The sequence below is a fragment of the Methanosarcina subterranea genome (assembly GCF_055385895.1).
This window is the reverse complement of the sequence record NZ_AP042426.1, coordinates 526,057-548,318: the sequence shown is the minus strand read 5'-3', so window position 1 is coordinate 548,318 and position 22,262 is coordinate 526,057. Positions and strand designations below refer to the sequence as shown.

General features: G+C 42.0%; 25 protein-coding genes. 15 read left to right on the top strand and 10 right to left on the bottom strand.

Annotation, left to right across the window (positions count from 1 at the left end):
- The first annotated feature begins 109 nt into the window (after positions 1-109).
- The 11 genes from ACZ5A8_RS02365 to ACZ5A8_RS02315 all read left to right on the top strand — a co-directional run bounded on the left by ACZ5A8_RS02365 (position 110) and on the right by ACZ5A8_RS02315 (position 11,007).
- Positions 110-1,003, top strand: a complete 894-nt coding sequence (locus ACZ5A8_RS02365; protein ID WP_464531990.1) for a presenilin family intramembrane aspartyl protease PSH — start codon at positions 110-112, stop codon at positions 1,001-1,003.
- Between the two features lie 120 nt (positions 1,004-1,123).
- Positions 1,124-1,924, top strand: a complete 801-nt coding sequence (locus ACZ5A8_RS02360) for an HAD family hydrolase (protein ID WP_255679842.1) — start codon at positions 1,124-1,126, stop codon at positions 1,922-1,924.
- 249 nt (positions 1,925-2,173) lie between these two features.
- On the top strand, positions 2,174-3,787 hold the full coding sequence (atwA, locus tag ACZ5A8_RS02355; RefSeq protein WP_229387765.1) for a methyl coenzyme M reductase system, component A2: 1,614 nt from the start codon (positions 2,174-2,176) through the stop codon (positions 3,785-3,787).
- 41 nt (positions 3,788-3,828) lie between these two features.
- Positions 3,829-5,412, top strand: a complete 1,584-nt coding sequence (gene mmp3, locus ACZ5A8_RS02350) for a methyl-coenzyme M reductase-associated protein Mmp3 (RefSeq protein ID WP_464531988.1) — start codon at positions 3,829-3,831, stop codon at positions 5,410-5,412.
- A 184-nt stretch (positions 5,413-5,596) separates the two neighbouring features.
- Entirely contained in the window at positions 5,597-6,040 is a 444-nt protein-coding gene (locus tag ACZ5A8_RS02345) for a methanogenesis marker 6 protein (protein ID WP_229387761.1), read from the top strand.
- Positions 6,041-6,045: 5 nt separating this feature from the next.
- On the top strand, positions 6,046-6,549 hold the full coding sequence (locus ACZ5A8_RS02340) for a methanogenesis marker 5 protein (RefSeq protein WP_229387759.1): 504 nt from the start codon (positions 6,046-6,048) through the stop codon (positions 6,547-6,549).
- A complete protein-coding gene (locus ACZ5A8_RS02335) occupies positions 6,546-7,793 on the top strand; it encodes a methanogenesis marker 15 protein (RefSeq protein ID WP_229387757.1) in 1,248 nt (415 codons plus the stop codon). The genes ACZ5A8_RS02340 and ACZ5A8_RS02335 overlap by 4 nt, the downstream gene beginning before the upstream one ends.
- Before the next feature lie 7 nt (positions 7,794-7,800).
- Positions 7,801-8,400: a methanogenesis marker 17 protein gene (locus ACZ5A8_RS02330; RefSeq protein ID WP_322225868.1), complete on the top strand. Its 600-nt coding sequence runs from the start codon at positions 7,801-7,803 to the stop codon at positions 8,398-8,400.
- 1 nt (position 8,401) lies between these two features.
- Positions 8,402-9,337 (top strand): methanogenesis marker 7 protein, encoded by a 936-nt coding sequence (locus tag ACZ5A8_RS02325; RefSeq protein WP_464531987.1) that lies wholly within the window; start codon positions 8,402-8,404, stop codon positions 9,335-9,337.
- Positions 9,338-9,480: 143 nt separating this feature from the next.
- The gene (locus tag ACZ5A8_RS02320) at positions 9,481-9,963 is read left to right on the top strand and encodes a carboxymuconolactone decarboxylase family protein (RefSeq protein WP_464531985.1); all 483 of its coding nucleotides are present in this window, start codon (positions 9,481-9,483) and stop codon (positions 9,961-9,963) included.
- A 402-nt stretch (positions 9,964-10,365) separates the two neighbouring features.
- Positions 10,366-11,007 carry a matrixin family metalloprotease gene (locus ACZ5A8_RS02315; protein WP_464531984.1) on the top strand — a complete coding sequence of 214 codons (642 nt, stop codon included), beginning with the start codon at positions 10,366-10,368 and terminating at the stop codon, positions 11,005-11,007.
- Between the two features lie 27 nt (positions 11,008-11,034).
- On the opposite strand, the gene ACZ5A8_RS02310 is transcribed toward ACZ5A8_RS02315, so the two are convergent.
- Positions 11,035-11,472 (bottom strand): NUDIX hydrolase, encoded by a 438-nt coding sequence (locus ACZ5A8_RS02310; protein WP_464531983.1) that lies wholly within the window; start codon positions 11,470-11,472, stop codon positions 11,035-11,037.
- Between the two features lie 265 nt (positions 11,473-11,737).
- On the opposite strand from ACZ5A8_RS02310, the gene ACZ5A8_RS02305 reads away from it, so the two are divergent.
- The 3 genes from ACZ5A8_RS02305 (at position 11,738) to speB (ending at position 15,249) form a co-directional block, all read left to right on the top strand.
- A complete protein-coding gene (locus ACZ5A8_RS02305) occupies positions 11,738-13,456 on the top strand; it encodes an aldehyde ferredoxin oxidoreductase family protein (protein WP_464531981.1) in 1,719 nt (572 codons plus the stop codon).
- Positions 13,457-13,907: 451 nt separating this feature from the next.
- Positions 13,908-14,294, top strand: coding sequence for a translation initiation factor IF-5A (locus ACZ5A8_RS02300; protein ID WP_229387743.1), 387 nt, complete (start codon positions 13,908-13,910; stop codon positions 14,292-14,294).
- 79 nt (positions 14,295-14,373) lie between these two features.
- On the top strand, positions 14,374-15,249 hold the full coding sequence (speB, locus tag ACZ5A8_RS02295) for an agmatinase (protein WP_464531980.1): 876 nt from the start codon (positions 14,374-14,376) through the stop codon (positions 15,247-15,249).
- Positions 15,250-15,501: 252 nt separating this feature from the next.
- Here speB and ACZ5A8_RS02290 read toward each other — a convergent pair whose 3' ends face one another.
- The 6 genes from ACZ5A8_RS02290 to ACZ5A8_RS02265 all read right to left on the bottom strand — a co-directional run bounded on the left by ACZ5A8_RS02290 (position 15,502) and on the right by ACZ5A8_RS02265 (position 18,495).
- Positions 15,502-15,678 (bottom strand): MM0924 family protein, encoded by a 177-nt coding sequence (locus ACZ5A8_RS02290; RefSeq protein WP_229387739.1) that lies wholly within the window; start codon positions 15,676-15,678, stop codon positions 15,502-15,504.
- Between the two features lie 211 nt (positions 15,679-15,889).
- Positions 15,890-16,069, bottom strand: coding sequence for an MM0924 family protein (locus ACZ5A8_RS02285; RefSeq protein WP_229387737.1), 180 nt, complete (start codon positions 16,067-16,069; stop codon positions 15,890-15,892).
- Between the two features lie 621 nt (positions 16,070-16,690).
- A complete protein-coding gene (locus tag ACZ5A8_RS02280) occupies positions 16,691-16,894 on the bottom strand; it encodes a helix-turn-helix transcriptional regulator (protein ID WP_322225876.1) in 204 nt (67 codons plus the stop codon).
- A gap of 1 nt (position 16,895) precedes the next feature.
- Positions 16,896-17,279: a DUF2178 domain-containing protein gene (locus tag ACZ5A8_RS02275; protein ID WP_464531978.1), complete on the bottom strand. Its 384-nt coding sequence runs from the start codon at positions 17,277-17,279 to the stop codon at positions 16,896-16,898.
- A 724-nt stretch (positions 17,280-18,003) separates the two neighbouring features.
- Entirely contained in the window at positions 18,004-18,261 is a 258-nt protein-coding gene (locus ACZ5A8_RS02270) for a hypothetical protein (RefSeq protein WP_464531977.1), read from the bottom strand.
- 36 nt (positions 18,262-18,297) lie between these two features.
- Positions 18,298-18,495: a hypothetical protein gene (locus ACZ5A8_RS02265; protein ID WP_464531975.1), complete on the bottom strand. Its 198-nt coding sequence runs from the start codon at positions 18,493-18,495 to the stop codon at positions 18,298-18,300.
- 700 nt (positions 18,496-19,195) lie between these two features.
- On the opposite strand from ACZ5A8_RS02265, the gene ACZ5A8_RS02260 reads away from it, so the two are divergent.
- Positions 19,196-20,188 carry an IS701 family transposase gene (locus ACZ5A8_RS02260; protein WP_464531437.1) on the top strand — a complete coding sequence of 331 codons (993 nt, stop codon included), beginning with the start codon at positions 19,196-19,198 and terminating at the stop codon, positions 20,186-20,188.
- A 259-nt stretch (positions 20,189-20,447) separates the two neighbouring features.
- Here the strand turns inward: ACZ5A8_RS02260 and ACZ5A8_RS02255 are convergent, their stop codons facing one another.
- The 3 genes from ACZ5A8_RS02255 to ACZ5A8_RS02245 are packed head-to-tail and all read right to left on the bottom strand — an operon-like array spanning position 20,448 to position 22,226.
- Complete coding sequence (locus ACZ5A8_RS02255; RefSeq protein WP_322225881.1) at positions 20,448-20,810, bottom strand: P-II family nitrogen regulator; 363 nt, start codon at positions 20,808-20,810, stop codon at positions 20,448-20,450.
- On the bottom strand, positions 20,800-21,534 hold the full coding sequence (locus ACZ5A8_RS02250) for a DUF1538 domain-containing protein (protein ID WP_322225882.1): 735 nt from the start codon (positions 21,532-21,534) through the stop codon (positions 20,800-20,802). Before ACZ5A8_RS02250 ends, ACZ5A8_RS02255 begins: the two co-directional genes overlap by 11 nt.
- A complete protein-coding gene (locus ACZ5A8_RS02245; RefSeq protein WP_464531974.1) occupies positions 21,531-22,226 on the bottom strand; it encodes a DUF1538 domain-containing protein in 696 nt (231 codons plus the stop codon). Before ACZ5A8_RS02245 ends, ACZ5A8_RS02250 begins: the two co-directional genes overlap by 4 nt.
- Positions 22,227-22,262: the final 36 nt, after the last annotated feature.

The following is a 22,262-nucleotide window of genomic DNA, read 5'->3' as shown; positions in this document are numbered from 1 at the left end:
TTGGCGAAATAGATTATATATTAAGGGACATAAAAATTGAGACAGAGGGTAGAGTAAATATATAAAGGAGTAGAAAAGGCATAGTGTCAAGAAATAAGGAGTTTAGTACTTGAGTTCCAGCGAACATTCACTTAAAGATTATTTACCGATTCTTTCCATGGCAGGGTTAATCCTGATAGTACAGGTTCTTGCCCTACTTCTTTCAACGCCAATGGAAATTAATGAAATGCAGGCTTTTGAAGACCCTACACAGGTTTCCAATTCGATTTATTATCTCGGGATGATCCTGGTTTTTACGCTTTTTGTCCTGATAGCGATAAAGAAAAACATGAAATGGATTATCAGCTTACTCATATATCTCGCTATAGTCAGTACTCTTTACTATGTATTTTTCGCACTTTTCACCCTGATCCCTTCCTTCGCAGGCTTTGAGAATCCAGCCTCACTCCTGATTTCTGCAGGATTGACAGTACTGCTTTACAAATACCCGGAATGGTACGTAATCGATATTCTGGGAGTCTGCATAGCAGGTGGAGTCAGTGCCCTGATAGGAATTTCCCTTTCCGTTATCCCTGTTGTAGTCCTTCTGATACTGCTTGCAGTCTATGATGCTATCTCGGTATATAAGACAAAACATATGATAACCATGGCAGAAGGTGTCATGGACCTTAAACTTCCCATTCTTTTCATAATCCCAAAACATCCGGGTTATTCATTTGTTAAAGAAAGTTTTAAAGAAGGGGAAAAACGTGAAGCCTTTTTTATGGGTCTTGGAGATGCAGTCATGCCCACTCTGCTGGTAGTTTCCGCAAATGTATTCATGGAAAATGGAGGATTTTCATACCCTGTACTCGGGGCAATGTTGGGGACTCTTGCAGGGCATGTATTTCTGTCTATCCTGGTAATGAGAGGGAAACCCCAGGCAGGGCTGCCCTTCCTGAATTCCGGAGCAATTCTCGGGTTTTTTGCCGGAGTCCTGCTTTCGGGAGTATCAATCCTATGAGAGGAAATGTAAACAGAAGTTTAACTTTCCTACTTCATTTATTTTTATAAATATTCGTTTCTTGGCTATTTTTCCGGGCTTTCACAAAGATTTTTTTATTTTATAGATTAATCAATTGACATGGCCAAACGAATTGCAGTGGTCTTTGACAGTGCCGGAACACTTCTTCATATGTACAGAGTTGCAAAAGAATCCAGTACTGGAAATATTCTTGAAAATATAGAGAGCACTGCCATTGTCGCGAAGAAAAACGGTTGCGGCCTTGTAGCCCTCAATACCGAGAAAGAAGTAATCATGTGCTCAAGAAGGGATATGTCTTTATTTGAGTTTATAAGGGAATACAGAGTTTCAATAGGTATAAGCTGTTCAAAAGGACAGTTTACCCCGGATGTTGCATGTGAGATCATAAGAGGGGCTTCTCCACTCATGGGGGATATGCATGATGTGCTCGAAGCAGTTACATCCCGCTGCCCTGACAGCATTTATCTTGCGGCAGGTCTGATAGTGGACTCAGAGGCAAGGAAAATACCCTATGTGCTCAGCACGGGAGGGCAGGTATTCGGTAAGACGCTGCAGACCATCCAGCTACTCCAGGCCATGGAGATTGATATATATATAGCATCCGGGGATAGAATGCCCGCCCTCGCACAACTTGCGCAACTCATAAATATTCCCCTGGAAAGAGTCTTTGCAATTGCGGATCCCTTTATGAAGGAGAAAGTGGTGCTTGAACTCAAAAGCAAGTATGAGAAAGTAATTATGGTAGGGGATGGAATTAACGATATCCTGGCGCTCAGGGCAGCAGATATAGGTATAATGACAATCCAGCAGGGGGATGAAAGGCCCGAAGAACTCAGGGAAGCAGCAGATGTGGTGCTCGATGATATAATAAAAGTTGTGGATGTGGTAAAAGGATTATAACGAGCAAAAATCCAGTGAATTTGCCAACTGATGCTGTTTATTGATGTTAACAGTGACAAAATAATGCGTTATGTTTATGTAATGTTTACTCTTATCTAGTTGTTGCCCATATGTGTGAAATTTATTGATTATGTTAATGCAAGATTCCACTTTGAAGTAATTACTTTTCACTCTTGAGCGATACATCCAGGAAGGCGCAAGAAAGCCACCAGAATTAATTTGCAGCTCATAATTTGCGGAGGAAAATGCATGCCAGTATTTATAGAAATTAAAAACCTAACTGTCGACTTCGACGGTCTCAAGGCCCTGAAAAATGTAAATTTAAGTATCAACGAAGGGGAAGTCGTTGGAATTCTGGGAAAAAGCGGATCCGGTAAAACAATCCTTATGCATGTGTTGCGCGGGACCGAATCTTTTGAGAATATCTCAGGAGAAGTAATCTATCATCTGGCCCGGTGCGAGAAATGCGGATATATAGAACGTCCAAGCAGGATAGGTCAGAAATGCCCGGTATGCGGCGAGAACCTCGAGGCGTTCGAGGCTGATTTTATAAAACTTTCTCTTTACGACCCGGTAAGGAAGGACATAGCTAAACGTATTGCAATCATGCTCCAGAGAACCTTTGCCCTCTATGGGGACGAAAGAGTTCTGGTAAACGTCATAAACTCCCTGAATGAAATCGGGTATAAGGGAGAAGATGCCATGAAGAAAGCGGTTGAACTCCTCGAAGAAGTAAACCTGAGTCACCGTATGATGCATGTGGCAAGGGAACTTTCCGGTGGAGAAAAACAGAGAGTTGTGCTTGCAAGGCAGCTTGTAAGAAACCCCCTCCTCCTGTTAGCTGACGAGCCTACGGGTACCCTTGACCCTATGACTGCAAAACTGGTTCACGAAGCTGTTATAAAGGCTGTTAAAAGCTACAACATGAGCATGGTTCTTACCTCTCACTGGCCTGAAGTAATTGAAAAACTGGCGGATAAGGCAATACTGCTTGAAAACGGAGAGGTTGTCCAGGAAGGAAATCCACTTGAGGTTTCTGCAATCTTTATGCAAAGTGCATCCATGGTCAGGCAGGAAAAGAACGCTCTGGTAGGGGAGCCTATTATCCGTGTAAGGGACCTGTCAAAGAGATATATCTCAGTAGACAGGGGCGTGGTAAGAGCTGTGGACAAAATCTCTTTTGACGTAAAGGAAGGAGAAATCTTCGGACTTGTCGGGGTAAGCGGAGCAGGCAAGACTACAACCTCAAAAATCCTCATGGGGATTTTACCACCAACCTCGGGAGAAGTCGAAGTCCGCATCGGAGACGAGTGGATTGATATGACGAAATTAGGGGTTGAAAACAAAGGCAGGGCAACGAAATATATGGGATTCCTGCACCAGGAATACGGGCTTTATACCCACAGCTCAGTAATAGACAACCTTACAGAATCCATCAGCCTGGACCTTCCATTCGAACTTGGGGTTAGAAAAGCCATAATAACGCTCAAAGCTGCAGGGTTTGAAGAGAACAAGGCAAAAGCTATTTTACCCAAAATGACTGATGAAATGAGTGAAGGGGAGCGGCATAGAATTGCACTCGCGCAGGTTCTGATCAAAGAACCGAGAATTGTCATCATGGACGAACCAACAGGGACTATGGACCCTATCACAAAAATCTCGGTAACAAATTCCATCCTCAAAGCCAGAGAAGAGATAGGAGAGACCTTTGTTATTGTCTCCCACGACATGGATTTTGTGAATGAGATCTGCGACCGTGTTGTGCTTATGCGTGACGGAAAGATTGTAGATATAGGTGAGCCGAAGAACGTACTTGTTCATCTTACAGAAGAAGAGAAGATCAAAGCTGCAGAAGAAATATAAATATGCTGCCACCTCTTAGTATCGAAAAATACTAAAATGAGGTGCCGATTACGAGTAATGAGATCAGCGTAGAGGTGAACGGGCAGGGTTACATTCTGCCTGCAGGCTCTACCCTTGGAGACGCCCTTAAAGTTTCCAGAGCCCCCTACATAGCCGGTGCAGCAGTTGGAATTCTTAAAAAAGCTGCTGAGAAGAGGACAGAAGAAGTCACCGAATACGCTATCAATACACCCAAAGGGGAGCTGAGGATAGAAATCAAAGACCCCGAATCATCCTCCGGAAAACTATGGGCTGAACATTATAAAGAGTGCGAAGGAAAAAGTATTCACTGGGCGAGTCCTGAAGCTGTGGCTTTCGGTCCCTTTGAAGCCGACATAAAACCTTCACGTGAAACAGGGAGTTTTGAAGCTTTTGATGTCCTGTTCGGGGCAGGAGGATTTGACTCCCATAACACTCATCTTATCCTGTCAAGAAGAAGGCATACTGCGGAATATGGAGCTCCCGCAGATGGGGTTTTTGCAGCAGTTGTAACCGGGAGAAAAATCATCTTCAAACTTTCGAGAGAAGATTCCATCCTGAGCATAGACCCGGTCATAGAATGGGAACAACTTGCAGAGAAAACGTGCACCACTGACCTTTCGGTTCCACTCGAAGATGAGGACAGTATATTCACTTATTTTGAGGTGGAACTTTCCAGAAATGCCCCCGTAGGGGCAGAACACTTCTATGCCCTTACCCGTGAAGGAACTTTTAATGTAGATGTGGTTACCAGCTCTTTTATTTCGGACGACATCCTGAGAGAAGTGCCTGTTCCTTATGAAAATTTTGAAGCAAGAAGAGAAGGTACCATTTCGATGAGGACAGTCGGATACGGGACAGGCAGAACCTACATCTCCAGAGAGGAAAGGCCCTCGAGTCTGGTGCATTCGGTCGTAGGGCAGGTAACAAAAGGCCTTGAACTTATCAAACTTGCGGAGAAGGGACAGAAACTGTCAGTAGAGAGCCTTCCTCCTCAGATTATTTTGCTTGGGCACAGCTTTGAAGAGGCCGAGACAGTACTTTCTTCCATAGGTGTTGAACTGATAAGAGACGGGTACACAGGAAAAGATTCAGTGATTGTCAGGCAAGACCCTCCTACAACCCTGGAAATTCTTGGAGAAGCAAAGGTAACTGCCTATGCAGTGTCCAGGGCAAAACTCATTGAGGTTGAGCTTTACCCTGAGAGAGCTCCAAAATCTGTAGATTTTTTCCGCCACTCTCTTGAACTCAAAACAAAAACCGTCGGAAAACTCCCTGTCCATATGATATATGATGACACTTACCTTTTCAAAACAGAAGAGAAGGTAGTAAAGTACAAAGAGGTTCTTCCTGAAAACACGCCAACTGGTAAGGTACTGGCAGGGGAAATAGGGATCACAAATCAGGCAGCAAAAAGGATGGGGACCATAGGAGTGAGACTTGTAGATGACGACCTTTTCGGTCCCACCGGAGAAAAGTTATCTTCAACGAATATTATCGGCAGGATAGTCGAGCCTGAGAGGCTCAAGGAAATCAAGGAAGGAGATTCAATATATATCATTGAAGCTGCACGCAGGAGAATTGATGACCAGGAGAACCAAGAATAAGGGAATTGATAATTATTAAAATATAAAAAAAATAGGATAAATTAAATAAGTAATGCAATAATAAAATAATACATAAGCGAAGTAAGTATTTGATGCTTGATAATGATGCTTGGTAATGCTTGAGCGGATTCACATATTGAATTTATTGAAGGTGAAGTCTCCCGAGGCTAAGGAGAGACAGAAAATGACAGAAATAAAAAAAGAAGAGATTACAAAATACATTGTAATCAGTTCGGATAAGGTGCTGCCTGCAGATGCAGCCATGAAAATTTATGAATCAGAGTTTCCGGTTACGGTAAAGGAGACCTGCTTTGGACTGATTGTAACAGGACCGAAAGAGGATGTCACGGCAGTGGTCGAAAATATCCGGCAGCTGGATAAAAACCATATTTTTGTAAAAGATAGGGGATTCCCTGCAGGCGATGAAAGGCGCTGCCGGGCGAGCCGGGGAGGAGGTCCGAGACCGGGGTTCCATTTCCTGAGGGAAGAAGTGCAGATGCTTCCTGCCATAGGGGCTGCACTTGACGAACTTGAAGCAAATGAGTCTGTAAAAAAGAAGCAAGGGGAAAAATGCAGGCTTAAAGTTTCGGATCTGGAGAAAATTATTGAGGCGGAACTTTCGAGGTGAATTTTTTGGCAAAGGTTTTCATTTACCCTGTAAACAGTCTTATTCTGGCTGACCTTGTGGAGCGTTTCGGGCACAAACCACTTACTATGATGAACCAGATACGAGAAAAAGTTACAAATATCAGCCTGGATTCTCCTCCAATCAACATTACTCCCGAAGACCCAAAACTGGGGCTTCGCTATGCCGCAGTTGAAGTACCTGCCGGAGTAAGAGGCAGGATGGCTCTTATAGGTCCCCTTATCGAAGAAACCGAAGCTGCAATCATAGTTGAAAACCCACCTACAAACTTCGGCTGCGTGGGCTGTAACCGAACAAACGAACTGATGAAGTATCTTATCCGCTCGAAAGGGGTCCCGGTTCTGGAGGTAAAGTATCCGGAAACTGACGAGGAAGCCCGGGATTTCGTAAACAGAATCGCAGCATTTCTGGAATCATTACCTGAAGAAAAGTCGGAAGAAAACGAAAAGGGAGAAGAAAAAGAACCGGCAGAAAAGGAGGACGAAAAATGAGTGCCGAAGAATCTGGAATTGTCAAGATTGCTCTTGTATCCTGCGGATCTGAATATTCCGGGGTTCAACCAGAGTTTGAAGCTGCTGCAGCCAAAGTGAATGCGAAATTCGTTTATCCTGAAATTGACATCGCATCTATTGATACAATCGGCAGGGACTTCGGACTTGAAGTTGCAAGCGGAGACCTCAGGCTCATGATGGCACGGGCAAAAGCTGTTGTTGAAGGTACAACACATGTAGATGGGGTCTTTATTACGACCTGCTTTCGCTGTGCAGAAGGAGCTATTGTTCGAAACGAGGTCAGAAGGTACATTCATAAGCATTCCGAGATTCCTGTGATCAGCTATTCATTTACCGAACGGACAAGCGCAGGCACACTGCTCACCCGTCTTGAAGCCCTGACCACAATTGCCAGGCGCAGGCATCTCCTTGCCAGAGAGGTTCAGACAGGACTGACTGCAGGAATCGATTCGGGGTCTACAACCACAAAAGCTGTGGTTATGAGAGATAACAAAATCATAGGCAAAGGCTGGGTGCCCACAACAAAAGTCCTTGAAAGCGCTGAAGAAGCATACTCCCAAGCTCTTAAAGAAGCCGGAGTAAACAGAGAAGAAATTCAGGCTCTTGGAACTACAGGATACGGACGTTTCCTTATAGGAAACCACTTTAATGCCCAACTTATCCAGGAAGAGATTACCGTCAACTCAAAAGGAGCTGTCTACCTTGCAGGCAGGCAAAAAGGCTCTGCAACGGTTATTGATATCGGAGGCATGGACAACAAGGCGATCTCAGTAGAAGATGGGATTCCTGGCATGTTCACAATGGGAGGGATCTGTGCTGGAGCTTCGGGACGTTTCTTTGAAATGATCTCAAAGCGCCTCGGTGTGGATATTACGGAACTCGGAGCTCTGGCAGTAAAAGGCATGCAGGAAAACGTATCCATGAACAGCTATTGTATAGTCTTCGGGATTCAGTCCCTTGTAAATTCCCTTGCCAAAGGAGCCACTCCGGAAGATGTCGCAGCTGCAGCCTGTTACAGTGTGGTAGAACAGATCTACGAGCAGCAGTTGCAGGAAGTGGACGTAAAAGAGCCTCTAATCCTTGTAGGCGGGTCTTCTCTTATCGAGGGGGTCCCAAAAGCTCTCGGAAAGCTTCTTAAGATCGACGTCCTTGTACCTGAAAATTCCCATTTGATAGGAGCAGTAGGGGCAGCGCTTCTTGCTTCCGGCTACGTGGAGGAGTGAGGTCAAAATGGATTCGCTTGAGACCTTTGTTGTCGAGTCAGCAATTGATTCGGAGCAGGAGTTTTACAGGAAGATTATCGAGGACAACCTTGCAAGTCTCAAGCTTGCCCCTGCAGTAGGACGGATCAAGGTAGTGTTGAGACCGGAAGATTCTCTCTTCCAGATGGTAATCATTCTCAGAGATGTTGGCACCAGGGTTACGACAATCGATATTGCTGATGTGGAAGCAAAACCTGTCGCCGGTGAAGTAATGATCTCGATCAAAAAAGAGCAGTATATTCCGGAACTGCTCGGAAAACTATGGGAACGCTACGGAAAAGCGAACATCAGCCAGCCGGACCGCTGGACTGTAGCCATAATCACGGATAAACCAGCAGAAGAAGCTGCTTTTATTAGAGAGATGATGGTTGCGGATCCCAGACACAGGCTTCACGAAAACCTCGTGGATTTCGCAATCCGGGCTACTCCCGAAGGTTTCAGGGTCCGATATCATCTATATAAAGATAATCGCTTTGTTTTTGTAGCTTCTGAGGAAGCGTTGAAACACGAGTGGATCGAAGAAGCAGGAGCAATGCTCGACGAACTGACGGAAGGAGGGAAAAAATAAGATGGCCGTACTCCGACCTTATCTATACACCGGCGGGGTCCATAAGCATGGGCTTTTAATCGAACTGATGGAAGACCTTGGAGGCTACATAATCCAGAAAGTAGTTACAGGGACCGAAGTCAATCTTATAATGCTTGTCCCCGAAAAAGATATTCATATTGTAAAACAGCTCTCAGACGAGTTGCTCGGTGTTCTGATAGAAGCGCCCCTTACAGGTGTGGAAATTGCAGTTGTCTCGCCTACTCTTGCCTCTCATCATCTTCCTCACTCAGCCTGTGATGTAGCAGAATATCTCCGCCACCCCGGCGCCAACACAAATATGATAGGGCTTGCAAGAGGAATGGGACGAAGGGTATCCCTGTCCATGGACTATGAAAGGAGACTGATTAACGAACACGATATTGCAGTTTTCACTTTCGGGTCTTTCAGCGACTGCATTACAAAAAAGAAACCGAAGCTTTTTGAAGGCATCGAGGTACCCATTGTAGTTACCGGAGGACCTGTTGACCTGAAAACAGAAGAGATTCCCGGAGCAGACCTTTACATAGGAAATATCGGAAGAGTTTCTCACAGATTAAGAAGAACAGAGGAAATTAACGCACTTGACAGACTCAACGAAGGGGTTTCGAAGATTGCGGATAATATACGCAAACAGCAAGCAAAAGACCCGCTTGCAGTTCTTCCTGCGCGAGCCATGAAGGAGATCGAAAATCAGGTCCCTGAAATCCACAGGGTACTCTCTCCTGCTCCTCTAACCCTCCAACTTGATGGGATCAGGGTCAAACTGCCATACGATGAATTCCACGAGAAAATTGAAAAGCTGGAGTTTGATGAAGGAGTAAACCTTTCCGAGCTCGCAAATATTTCCCGATCAAAAATGAAAAATTATATATTGATAAAAATCAAATCTAAGTCTGACGTTGGTTTTGCAATTTGACCCGGATTCTGTTGAGTTAAAATTTATCCACTTTACATTTTTACTGGGTTTGTGCCTTTTCACTTATCCTTAAAACTGTAAAGCCTAACCAGGAAAACGGTGTCTGACTCTGTTTCCACGTTAATGTATGCTGGTGGTTTCTTATGGAACTTGAGGATATTGTGGAAATTTTAAAAAGTGACCCCGAGAAAGTCATCCCGGAGCTCCTTGAGGATGTCCGGAAACAGTACGGGGAAGTCCCTTACATTATGAATTTTATGAAAGATCTCCCTGAGATCTTCATCCCGAAGACTCTCTATGATAACTCTATCATGCGAGAGTTCAAAAATCTCGACCAGGAGACCGTGGAACTTATTTCTATAGGTGTGGCCTCTGCCCTGCGCTGCGAGCATTGTCTGAAAATGCATCTAAGAATCGCAAAAAGAAAAGGAATCTCGAAAGAAAAAATATTTTCTGCAATAATGATAGGGGCATCCCTGTCGAACGCTGCAGTACTTGCAGAAAGTACAAGAGCTCTTGCCTCTGAATACCCTGATGAAAACGGGAAAGATAAAGAAGAGGAAAAGGAAGACGGCTGTGATCCTGACTGCGAGGTATGTAATATCGCCGGGGCGAATGTAAAGTAAGCAAAGCCCCAAAATTGAATGCCTCCAGACCCGTTATGAAAGTCAAATTTTTAAGACTTAATTTTCAAACATACTTCCGGTTTGTGAATTAAAAATCAGTTTGCAACTAAACCTTTGATAGTCTTTTAAAAGAGAGACTTCTGAGTTAAGGTTCTTATAACCTTAAAACCTATTTTTAGACGGATGTTTTTGATTTTAGGTTAATCCGTCTATAAACGCTACCAAAAATCGAGCAGACTCACAGCGTATACAAATACAGCAAGCATTTACCTGATATAAAGCAATAATAGCTTAAATTAATTATTGATACGGAGGCTTATTTGCATTAATCAAAACAATAAACATATAGTAATTTTAGCCTTCATTTTACTGCTGGTAGTATTTTTTATATCCACCGTCTACGTGACATCCGGGGCGACTTCAGAGAAGATTCTTGATAAACCTTGGAAAAATTCTCCCATTACAGTCTACATAGACAACAAGAATACACCGCTCCATTACAGCCCTACGTACTATGAACAGGTAGAAAAAGCTCTTGAATACTGGGAAGAAGGAGGAAACGGGGATCTCGATTACACCCCTATTTTTGAGATTGTGGATTCCGAAGAGGCTGACATCAGAATAAGGTGGGTTGAAAACCTGGAGAATGTCGAAGGTGCTCCTTCGGGTGTGGCAGGCTATGCAAAACCCAGGATATCCGGAGACCGTTTCGTTGAAGTGGATATAGTCCTTGAAGTTGGAAACTATCAGGGCAGGGGCTGGCGCCAGTATGGAGATGCAACAATGCTTACCATTTCAAAGCATGAACTGGGGCATGCTCTTGGTCTCGGGCACAGCAATGACAGGGGGGACATAATGTACCCTGAATACGAATCGAGGGATAATGTAAATCCAATACTGCTGAGCAAGTACGGAGCCCTGCTGCGTGCAGCAGGTTTTATAGCTCTTGCAGTTCTCCTGTTCCTTGGTGTAAGCTGGCAGTACAGCCGGAAAAAAAGAAAAAAGCTTGAAGATGAGTGTTTCAAAGATGAGTGTCTCAAATGAGAAAGGACAAATAAGCAGATTTCCGGATCAAATCGGAGGTTCGTAAGGTTTTTTGTTTTCGAGTGAAAACCTTCCGAAAAAAATCCTGAAATAAACAGGGAGCGTATCCATTTTGAGAATATGTTCAAGGGAAAACCAGGCATATTCCATGTGTTCATAGCTTAATTTAATGTCAGCTATAACATATCCTCCATCAAATACAACAGCAATGACTTTTTTTTCAGGAAGCTCAAAGTTTACCTCCCCTGCAATTTCCCCTGGAACGATTGAAATTCCGGTTTCCTCCCAGACCTCACGTATAACTGCCTCTTTAAGCGACTCTTCCGGGTTCACCTTCCCGCCCGGGAGATCCCATTTCCCAGGATTGGTACGAGAGTTTTCCGAGCGCCTGAGCAGCAGGAATTCGCCTTTCTCATTCCGGAGAATGGCATATACTGAAATAATGTAAGGTTTCTCCAGATTCATGTAATATTATCTAAGATTTCTCTGTCTTAAAGTCTGGCTCTTTCAAGATTTTCACGGTACCAGTCCTTATTAAAAATTAGTATCAACCGGAGATTTAACGGCAAATTTCATGAAAAATAATTACAAAGAGTGAATGAAGACTGAAGGGAAAAAGGCAATTAAGGAAAATGAAGAAGGAAAGGAAAAGATTCGAACTTAAAACTTGCTCAAACATCAAAATAAGTCTGAAAAGAGGTAGAAAAAAGAAGTAGAAAAAGGGATTGATATGGTTGGCTGGACAGAAAAAACAGTATATGTAGATCTTAGCTCCGAATCAGTTACTGTTAAGAGTACCGATAAAGAGTTAATTCGCAAGTATATAGGCGGCAGAGGTCTTGGGGTAAAACTACTTTCCGAGCTTGTAAGACCTGATATTGACCCTCTTGGCCCCGAAAACCACCTCATCTTTACATCCGGGCCACTTACAGGTCTTGTGCCCATGTCCGCAGGAGCAGTCGTCACATCAAAGTCCCCCCTCACAGGCACAGTGTTCAGCTGGAACGCGGGCGGAGGCTTTGGGAGAGAATTGAAAAAAGCCGGTATTGATGCTCTGGTCATTACCGGAAAGGCAAAAAGACCCTTTTACGTGGAAATTAGAGAAGAAAACGCTGAAATTGTGCCTGCAGAAGGGCTCTGGGGAAAAAACACAGAAGAATGTACAAAAACTCTCAAAAATAAAGGAAGTGTAGCCTGCATAGGCAGGGCAGGAGAAAAGCAAGCCCTCATCTCTTCTATTGTGGTTGATTCCATTCATAGCGGAAGGGGGGGCCTGGGAGCGGTGGCCGGCTCAAAGATGTTAAAAGCAGTGGTTGTAAAAGGGAAAAAAGAGCTTTTACCAGCCAGCCCTGAAAAGTTCAAAGAGCTTGAAACAAAGATGCTGAAGCTTTTTGAAGCAAACCCCGTACTCTCCAAGGGGCTTACGAACTATGGTACGCCTGCATTTGTAAAACTTCTGGATTACATGGATCTCATTCCCTGCAAAAATTTTTCAGGAAGGGGAACTCTTTTCGCAGACCTGTTCTCAGGTGAGTATATAAAAGCCAGCTTTGATCTTGAAAAGGAAAGCTGCCCCACCTGCCCCCTTGAATGCAAACGGAGGATAAAGAAAACAGGCCAGATCCTTCCAGACTACGATTCTCTGTGGGCTTTTGGGTTTAATCTTGAAAACCCGGACTTTCAGTCCGTGCTCCTGGCAGACAGAATTTGCAAAAATTACGGGCTTGACCCTATATCTGCAGGTTCTGTACTCGGAGCCTGTGCGGAACTCAAATCTGGAAAAATCGAACCCGGAGAACTTGAAACCTTGCTTGAAGAAATGGGTAAAGGGAGTGAACCCGGAAAAGGAGCCCGAAAATATTTTTCAGCCCGGAAGAGGGAGGATCTCAGTATGGATGTGAAAGGTCTTGAGCTTTCAGGTTTTGACCCGAGGAAAATAAAAGGACAGGCTCTTGCTTATGCGACCTCCTGTCACGGCGGGGATTATCTTACAGCATTTATGATCGGACCCGAAGTGCTTGGAAAACCTTTTCTCCTTAACCGTTTCAGCCTCAACGGGAAAGCTGGAATTCTGCAGGTCTTTGAAAACCTGACTGCTGTGCTGGATTCACTTGTGCTCTGTCCATTTTCGGTTTTTGCAGTCAGTGAAGAACTCTGTTCTGCCCTCTTACATTCCGGAACCGGGATGGAAATATCACCTGCAGAACTCCTGAAAGCCGGAGAAAGAATCTGGAACCTGGAGAGAATTTACAATCTGAAGGCAGGTTTCACATGGGAAGACGATATGCTTCCGGGAAGGCTGTTTAAAGCCGCCAACAAAGAAAAAGGAGACGGAATTTCCAGGCAGGAGTTTGAGGCTGCTCTTCAAGAGTATTACCGTTATCGTGGCTGGGATAAAGAGGGAGTGCCCCTTCAGGGAAAACTGAGAGAATCTGGACTCAGCTTTTAAAGAAGAATCAAGGAATGCACAGAGATTTTTACATGTATTGCAAGCTCAACAGAAATAGAATTAAGATGGAATTATTTTGAATAGCCAGATTTGCTCTTTGATCCCGAATATTTCATTTAAATTTAAGAGATTATCCCATTATTTCAGAAGGTTTTCTCAAAAATAACGCCCGGGAAAACAAAATCTCGCATAAGCGTTATATACTCTAGGATAATTAACCGTATTAGTTCTCTACCTGTGATATTGTGCATGTATTCAGGTAGTAATTACGTTCCAGCTTTTCTATACAGAGCAATTAAGCAAAGTATGGATAAAAGGTAGACAGGCTTAAAAATTAGAAAAGCCATCTTATACCACTTTACCAGGATTCGCAATGGAAAATTTTCCAGCAAATCCGGTATGACGCTTACAACTTATTGACATACATATCTAAACGTAAGGGAGAATTATTATGAAACAGCAGGTTGAAGTTAAGGAGCTCAAAGAAGGAAAGTACATGATCGTTGACGACGAAGCATGCATCATAAAAAGCATTACAAAATCCAAACCAGGGAAGCATGGGTCTGCAAAGGCAAGAATAGACGTAATTGGTCTCTTTGACGGCCAGAAGCGCTCCTATATTGGTTCTGTTGCAAACAAAGTCTATATCCCGATCGTGGAAAGAAAGAATGCGCAGATAATTTCAATTACCGGAAACATTGCCCAGCTTATGGACATGGGAGACTTCTCAACCTTTGAGATTGTAATCCCTGAGGAATACAAGGACAGGGTAAAAGAAGGTGAAGAGGTAGCTTATATTACAGCCCTCGGAAAGGTAAAACTTGACATCAGGACGTGATCTTAAAAAGAAGGCAAAAACTCAGGTTAATGCAGCCTGAGTTCTCTTTTTTAAGTAAATAATTTACATAGGTAAGAATATGTTTTTACCCAATTCCTTTATAGATGCTCTCGCAGACTATGAATCTGCACGCTATGTTATTTTCGGCGTACCCTTTGATAACACCTCCTCGTACCGCGCAGGTAGTCGCTGGGCTCCGGATGCTATGAGGCAGGTTTCTGCAAATTTTGAGAGTTATAACCCGACTTTCGACATCGACCTTGTGGACCTTCCGATTTATGATGCAGGGAACCTTGAAACATCAGCCTCGGTTGATGAGACTCTGAAGGATCTCTACGAAGAGGTAAAGGGATTATTGAACGATGGAAAGTTTCCTATCATGCTTGGAGGCGAACACTCCCTGACTTATTCTACGGTTAAGGCATGTGCCGAGTTTGCAGGAGATGATTTCGGAGTCCTTGTCCTTGATGCCCATTTCGACCTCAGACAGGAGTACAGGGGATTCAAGCATAACCATGCCTGCGTATCCAGGAATATTCTTAATAGTGTCACAAAGAATCTGGTTTCTATAGGTATAAGAAGCGGCCCGGAAGAAGAATGGGTTTTTGCAAGGGAAAATAACCTGAAATACTATACGGCAGATGATGTCGAATCCATAGGTATGGTCGAAGTCCTCAAAGAAGTCATTGAATGGCTGGACTGCAACCAGCTGTATCTTTCCCTGGACATGGATGCCATAGACCCGGCTTACGCCCCAGGTCTCGGCACACCAGAACCTTTCGGCCTCAGCGCCAGGGATGTCAGAACTGCAATAAGGACTCTTGCTCCTTTCTCAATAGCTTTCGACATTATGGAAATTGCCCCTGAATATGATTCAGGACAGACAGCCATGCTCGGGGCAAAACTTATGAGAGAGTTCATTGCATCTAATGCAAAAAGCTGCGTTAAAACGTAAGTGCAAAAAGAGCATGAGATATAAAGCACAGGTGCAGAGAAAGTATTTACCATAAAATGTAAGCCATTAAAATAGAGATATTTAGATATGCAAAACTTTAGGGCGGTTGTTGCTGATAAAGCAGTTTCAGCTTTATATAAAAAATTGATGGAAAAGGCGAAGCTCCCACTTCGGGCTTTCCATTATTCTACTACTTTATAAAAGTTCTTTGTTCAAAAAATCTCTTATTCGATTACACTCTTTTAGTTCTGATCACACTCGCCAGATAGCTATTATTTTATCAATTGAAATGTGTGTGTATTTTCCGTCCTTTCCAAGAGTGAGTACATTGTCTGCGCAGGCTTCCACCTTTCCGCTAAAAATGTCAGGACCCCCGCAGTAAACGTCTATAACTTCGCCGAGCTGATGTTCCACTATAAAAGGCTGCATTTCTTGCCCCTTAGGGTGTTTTCTATAACCAAATTTCATCCTGATGAGTCAGCATCAGCTCCTGTCCCCGGCATGGAGAATAAAAAGCTTAAACCCATGCCGAGTCCAGAGAGTTGTCCAGTGTGACTGGGTTTGGAAAGGATCAGTAATGCCCTTCTCCACCTCCAGATTCCCCCGTTAATGTAATGATTTTAAAACATAAAATCTGGGTTTACTGAGCCCACATAGCTATAATCTTATCGATGGCTATATGTGTAAGTTTTCCTTCATTATCGAGAGTGAGTACGTTATCTGCACAGGCTTTTACGATTCCCCTGAAAATATCCGGTCCGCCACAGTAAACATCTACGGCACTGTTAAGGTAATGTTCCACTATAAAAGATTGCATCATATTTTTGCTCCTGCTGGTCTTCTTGGTTCTGGTAGCTATTTTTGTTTGTTGCCTATTACCTGTCTATTATTTCTTTATATATACCGGTTTTCAAACCGGTATATTAGAAACAGACATCTATGTTTAACTACCTGCTTATTCCTTATAAATTTATTTAAAAACAGATATTGATTTTCCAGATGAAGCGGCTGTAATCCCAATTAAGAAAATTAGCTTACGTGATAAAATTATGTTTCCTTACCAGACAGTGGTTTTACAAAAAATAAAACCATGATTACATGCTTTTTACTTCAGGTTTATTTGCGCGGAGGAGCTCGGGAAAGCTAAGTTTAGTTGAAAACAATATTATAAAGTTTGCTTTTACAAAAAATAGAATGAGGATTTAAGCAATACATAAAGAAATACATTGCACTGCTTCCATTAAGAAGTAGGGGTTCCAGAGTATGAAAAAAGGTCGATATGCTTTTATTCTAGGTCAGCTCCCTGGAAAAGGTCGATATGCTTTTATTCTAGGCTCAGCTCCCTGGAGAGGTATTGTCATTAAACAACGACCTTCATTAATTATATAATTCTGTTAGGTAGTAAAGAAATTAGAAGAGTAGGACTTTTTCAGGGCAGCTTTTAATTCCCGCCACCCTCATAGAGAAAGATATTTTCAATGCTTGCGTTGAAAAGTCTGGAAAGCTTGAATGCGAGATCAAGAGAAGGATCATACTTTCCTTTCTCAATAGCATTTATTGTCTGCCTTGTCACACCCACCTTCTCAGCAAGACTTTCCTGAGTAAGGTCATGGATTGCCCTGTAAACTTTAATATTGTTCTTCATTTCAGCCACCATATTCCCTGTTATAATATTTGTAAAACAGAGAGTAAAGCACAAGAACCCCGCAGCTTGCATATGCCATGAAGAAACCAAGATCAATGTATCCGGGATAGGCATCTCTCATTGCTATCAGGAATGCTCCCCCAAGGGCAAGCCCAAGAGCAACTATCTGGAGAGTAATGCGCGAAGCCTTCTGACTAACCTGGTGAATCCTTTCATCTTCGACTACGCCTTCCAGCCTGCTTTTTAGATTGTACATGACCGCCATACCTGCAAGTACGACACCTACTGCAAGCGCCGGATTTCCTATAGAGACTGAAAAACCTACGACAGCCCCCATGACCACTGTAATCAGCAGAGAAATAATTCTAAACTGTTTCTGTTTCATCTGAGAATCTCCCTACATATTTTTTCGGTTTTAATCATCATCAATTTCATCCCTCAAACTTCAGCTCAAGTATGCTTTTAAAGACACATAGTCACCAATATCATACAAAATGTAATTACTTTTTTACATTAAGTAGAATATCATATACATTATTTATAGATGTCGGAATGAGAAGAGAAAAATAAAAAGCATTTAAAAAATATAATTTGAAATACGGTTAATTGGGACATTCAGTTTTCCGAAGAGAAACAAATGAAATAAAAGTAGGCACGATATATTAAATAAAAATACAAAGTAAGGTCAAAAAATAGGCATTACAGAAGTAATTAACTAAAAAAGTTTCAGATATTTCATATCTTACTGATATAGCTTTAAAAACAACACATAAAATCACAAGACAGATAGAGCCTGATAAGAAATGTTGAAGCAAGAAACTCCAGATTAAAAAACTCAAAGTATAAAAGGTAAAAATTCTAATGAGAACTGTGTAAAATAATTTATATATGAGAGAGACACTATTAATATTATGGCAGATCGTTTTTTAAGAAATGTTGAAATTATATTTTGTATTTGCCTCGTTATAATTATTTTGCTTTCCTGCTGTCAGCAGCCTGTATAAAAAATGCAGGATTTTCACATTTCCCTCCCATGAGGCTCGACATTCTCCAGGTACATTCCTGATATTCAATATTCGGATCCTATTTTTTTCCGGCTTAATTTTTATTCAGCGGTACATACGGCTTAAAGGCTCGATTATTATAATTACAATGGTTTCTTTTCCGTAATCAACTCTATAAAGCAATCTTAAATGCCTGGATCGCAGCCTGAAAAGATTCTCCTGACTTTCAATTACTCTTTTTGCTCCCCGAAGGATAGGATCAAGGGCAAGATCTTCAAAGATTTCCCTGGCCCGTGAATGAGTAATTTCATCTACAGGTCTCAAAAAATCTTGAGATTGAGTATCAAGAAAAACTTCAAACATTTAGAGCCTCCGTTAGTAAAAATTATTATGAGGTTATTAAAGGTCTTTAAATTTTATGATTTTTCCTCTCTTCTCGTTTTCAAAGCTCTTGGAAACAATTTCCTTTTCTTCTGCGGTTAGCAAAGTATCTATATCTACCATATGTTCCTTTATTTCCCCAAGTTGTCTTTTGATAAACTTAAGTTCTTCAAAGAGTTTATATTCAGCGCTTTCTCCAGCTATGAGAACCACCACACATGATACTCATCAAGATTATTAATTGTTAACTAAATCCAAAATCCATTTTGCCTTTAACAGGCAGGGTTTTTCAAGGATTGCTTTCATGGTCATACCGGAGTTTATACTTTATAGTATAAAGCCACATCAAGCAACATGATCTACTTAGGGTCTAACAAAAAATTAATTATGTTGGGTAACAATTCCAAGCATTTTAATATAAAACCGACAAATATAGAACCAATTAAATAAATCGGTGTGGCACAAAAATAGTTAATTTCCCACTATATGGGGTCTAACACAGGATCTCTGTAACAAGACGCCCTATTATGGTTTCTTTAGTATAATATGGTGAAAATCATATAAGTATCAATCGGTGAGCTAGTTCAATATGTGGTGACGCCAAAATTGAACGAAACAAGTTTGGAACTTAATTAATTTCTTGTTAGACCTACATAATATCCATAGCTGTACCACGATTTTTATGAGATCTTATAAACTCCGGTCATAAGCTCGATTACGAATTCCAAATATGAGATCTAGATAAGCGGATTTTGAGTTAAGGGGTCAGCTCTATTATTAAATGCTGGCAAGATATCATGAACCATATTCAAACAGATAAACATCTGAATAGGACTTACGCACTTGAAATGCCGACAACTTAATGTCATTTAAAATATAATTATATTTTATTGATTCCCCAAAAACGTACGGAGTTATGGATATAAATCCACCCAAATGTAACGACATTGAATACATTAATTTTCTCATTGCAGCTTCTAACGTTTTTAGTTGCACTGAAGCTGCTAGATGTTATCCAAACGTAGCTAATGCTCCTTCTCATGACGCTTTCACTCGTTGCCTTCAAAGGCAACCTCCAGACACAGAAGCGTTATGGGAGGAAGTAAAAAATTATGTCAAGCTTGAGGAAGGCTACCTAATTGTTGACGATTCAACATTAGATAAACCATACGCAAAAGAAATGGCTTTTGTTCGTCGTATGTGGAGTGGAAAACATCATCATACTGTAAAGGGGATAGGCCTGGTTACCTTAGTTTGGACAGACGGTACAACCGTTATACCTGTTGATTTTCGAATTTATAACATCGATGAAGACGACAAAACAAAGAATGATCATTTCCTTGATATGCTTGACAAAGCCGAAGAACGTGGTTTTAATCCCGAATTTGTTTTGTTTGATACATGGTATGCAAGTGTGAAAAACCTTAAAGCAATAACGAAGAAAGAATGGCATTTCCTTACAAGGCTAAAAAATAATCGTTTGGTAAATCCTGACAACAAAGGAAATGTGCCACTTGAAACAGTAGAAATTCCTCCAAAAGGAATTGTGGTTCACCTAAAAGCATATGGATTTGTAAAGGTGTTTCGGATAGTTTCAAAAGATGGAGACACGCAACACTGGGTTACAGATATGCAGGATATGGATGAATCAAAACGTGAAGATTTGGCAAAGAAGTCATGGAAAATTGAGGAATACCATAGAGGGATTAAGCAGTTCTGTGGTGTCGAAAAATGTCAGGCAAGAAAGGATGAGTCACAGAGAGCACATATAATGTTCTCATTAAGAGCTTTTCTCAGACTGGAATTACAAAGAATCAAAAGTGGAATATCCTGGTTTGAAAGTGCTATGAAAATTAGAAGAGTGGCAGTGACAGCATATTTAAATAATCCTCTGTACACATTAAATTAATTTATATGTTCGGGGAGTGGGAAAAAACGATGTGCTAAGAGCCAACTGCGTAACTCCTACTGAAGAAGTTATTTTCTTATTTGCAACAAACACATGATGTTAGAGTATGTCACATTTATCTCTAAGGACTCGTCATAGAACAACCTCTGTATATTTCAAATTGGAAATCATGATTTTCAAGATCAAGGTAGTCAATCGAAGTTCCAACGAATAATAAGTTTGCATAGGTTATTTGGTTGCGGGGTACTAAGTGTCGGATTTATGACTCAAGATTCTTCCGTGATTTTTTCTGGATTTCGCAGAACAGGTGAGAAATACCAAATAATTTCTCTATAGGGACCACAAATCCTACACCGGTTCCAGGCTCATCAAGTTTTACCGCCTTAGTGATAAACTCCAGGATATTGTCTACCATACTTGATTCAGCTATGGTAAGCACAATCTCCTTCTCTGGTTCTATCATCAGGCCGAGGATACTTTTATTTTCATGGATTCCCGTGCCGCGGCCAAATACGATTGTTCCTCCCTGGGCACCGGCTTTTCTTGAAGCCTTGATTACTTCATCACCCCAGCCTTTTTTTACTATTGTTACTATTAATGCAAAATCGGTTTCAAGGGACATTATTTCTACCTCCGATAAATTTTATGTAAACACCCAGAAGCATAACAAAGATGATAGGTGCAAGTGCTATCATTGCAATCAGGCCGAAACCGTCTACAATAGGATTTCCGCCTTCCTGTACCGAAGCCACTCCTACAGCCATTGACATGAGAAATGTCACAGCCATCGGACCTGTTGCAACTCCTCCTGAATCAAATGCAATAGCTATAAAGTCCTTGTCGCAAAACCATAATAAAACAAGGACAAACAAATATCCTGGAATTATCACATAAAGGAAAGGAATTCCATAAACAAGTTTCGCCATTGCAATAGAAACAAACACAGCAACCCCGGAGGAAAGTGTGTAGAGCATAAGTTTCGAACTGATATAACCACTGGAAGACTCCTCAATCTGGTAACACAATACTCTTACCGCTGGCTCTGCGAAGGTAGCGAGAAACCCAAGAACAAAACCTATCGGGATTAACAGGCTTTTTTTGTCAGAGCTACCAAAAAATTCGCCTATTTCCCTTCCCACAGGGAAAAAGCCATTATAAACCCCATGCAGAAATAAGATCATTCCGATTGCAGTAAAAAGCATTCCCGTAAAGAGCCTAATCAACTGTGATGAGGGCAACTTCAGATATAAACGCTGGAATATGATAAAAAATATTACCAGGGGGATAAGTGCCTGAATAACCTCGAGAGATACAAGCAATATCCCCTCAGCACTCCCCGAGTTCATGAGGACAGTACCCCCAGTAACATTATACTGATTATGGGGCCTATCGAGGCAAAGCCTATGAGCCCGAAACCTTCTGAAAGTTGAGACCTATCCTGCAATACTGAAGCTGTCCCGATCCCGAGGGCAAGAATTACAGGCACCGTCATAGGCCCGGTGGTCACACCCCCGGCATCAAAGGAAATAGCAAGGTATTCAGGAGGTGTGAAAAAGGACAGCACAATTATAATTAGATAACTTATTGCAAACAGGTACTTTATCGGGACTCCGTAGATGATCCTGAGAATGGAAAAAGTCACAAAGAACCCCACTCCAAAAGCTATTGATATGATCAGCAAATTGCGGTCTATACCGTCCTCTGAAACTGAATCAATCATGCTGCTCAAAACCCTTACATCAGGTTCCGCAACGGTTGCAAGAAACGATAGCAAAAACGCAACTGCTCCAATAAATATAAGTGAACCGTGTTTTGGTAAATCAGCCCCTATCGCCTCGCCTATTGGCAACATCCCCAGTTTGACGCCCATAAGGAAAAAGGTCATTCCCACTATGACCAGTACCGTGCCGGTCAAAAAGGATGTAAAATGACTCAGGTTTGAATCGACGAATACCAGCATGATCACTACCACTGCCAGTGTTAAAGGCAATACCGCCTGAATAACTTCAAGAAAGGTTTCTTGAAAATCCCTCATCATAGGAGTTTTCCACCTATAAATGACGTAAAGGTCGGT

Excerpts from the sequence above, each read along its gene's own strand:
- ACZ5A8_RS02245 (WP_464531974.1), bottom strand. The coding sequence starts at position 22,226 with ATGATGAGGGATTTTCAAGAAACCTTTCTTGAAGTTATTCAGGCGGTA.
- ACZ5A8_RS02360 (WP_255679842.1), top strand. The coding sequence starts at position 1,124 with ATGGCCAAACGAATTGCAGTGGTCTTTGACAGTGCCGGAACACTTCTT.
- ACZ5A8_RS02260 (WP_464531437.1), top strand. The coding sequence starts at position 19,196 with ATGGATATAAATCCACCCAAATGTAACGACATTGAATACATTAATTTT.
- ACZ5A8_RS02300 (WP_229387743.1), top strand. The coding sequence starts at position 13,908 with ATGAAACAGCAGGTTGAAGTTAAGGAGCTCAAAGAAGGAAAGTACATG.
- ACZ5A8_RS02275 (WP_464531978.1), bottom strand. The coding sequence starts at position 17,279 with ATGAAACAGAAACAGTTTAGAATTATTTCTCTGCTGATTACAGTGGTC.
- ACZ5A8_RS02310 (WP_464531983.1), bottom strand. The coding sequence starts at position 11,472 with ATGAATCTGGAGAAACCTTACATTATTTCAGTATATGCCATTCTCCGG.
- ACZ5A8_RS02290 (WP_229387739.1), bottom strand. The coding sequence starts at position 15,678 with ATGCAGCCTTTTATAGTGGAACATCAGCTCGGCGAAGTTATAGACGTT.
- ACZ5A8_RS02345 (WP_229387761.1), top strand. The coding sequence starts at position 5,597 with ATGACAGAAATAAAAAAAGAAGAGATTACAAAATACATTGTAATCAGT.
- ACZ5A8_RS02320 (WP_464531985.1), top strand. The coding sequence starts at position 9,481 with ATGGAACTTGAGGATATTGTGGAAATTTTAAAAAGTGACCCCGAGAAA.
- atwA (WP_229387765.1), top strand. The coding sequence starts at position 2,174 with ATGCCAGTATTTATAGAAATTAAAAACCTAACTGTCGACTTCGACGGT.
- ACZ5A8_RS02330 (WP_322225868.1), top strand. The coding sequence starts at position 7,801 with ATGGATTCGCTTGAGACCTTTGTTGTCGAGTCAGCAATTGATTCGGAG.
- ACZ5A8_RS02285 (WP_229387737.1), bottom strand. The coding sequence starts at position 16,069 with ATGATGCAATCTTTTATAGTGGAACATTACCTTAACAGTGCCGTAGAT.
- ACZ5A8_RS02325 (WP_464531987.1), top strand. The coding sequence starts at position 8,402 with ATGGCCGTACTCCGACCTTATCTATACACCGGCGGGGTCCATAAGCAT.
- ACZ5A8_RS02305 (WP_464531981.1), top strand. The coding sequence starts at position 11,738 with ATGGTTGGCTGGACAGAAAAAACAGTATATGTAGATCTTAGCTCCGAA.
- ACZ5A8_RS02270 (WP_464531977.1), bottom strand. The coding sequence starts at position 18,261 with ATGTTTGAAGTTTTTCTTGATACTCAATCTCAAGATTTTTTGAGACCT.
- ACZ5A8_RS02250 (WP_322225882.1), bottom strand. The coding sequence starts at position 21,534 with ATGAACTCGGGGAGTGCTGAGGGGATATTGCTTGTATCTCTCGAGGTT.
- ACZ5A8_RS02335 (WP_229387757.1), top strand. The coding sequence starts at position 6,546 with ATGAGTGCCGAAGAATCTGGAATTGTCAAGATTGCTCTTGTATCCTGC.
- ACZ5A8_RS02280 (WP_322225876.1), bottom strand. The coding sequence starts at position 16,894 with ATGAAGAACAATATTAAAGTTTACAGGGCAATCCATGACCTTACTCAG.
- speB (WP_464531980.1), top strand. The coding sequence starts at position 14,374 with ATGTTTTTACCCAATTCCTTTATAGATGCTCTCGCAGACTATGAATCT.
- ACZ5A8_RS02255 (WP_322225881.1), bottom strand. The coding sequence starts at position 20,810 with ATGTCCCTTGAAACCGATTTTGCATTAATAGTAACAATAGTAAAAAAA.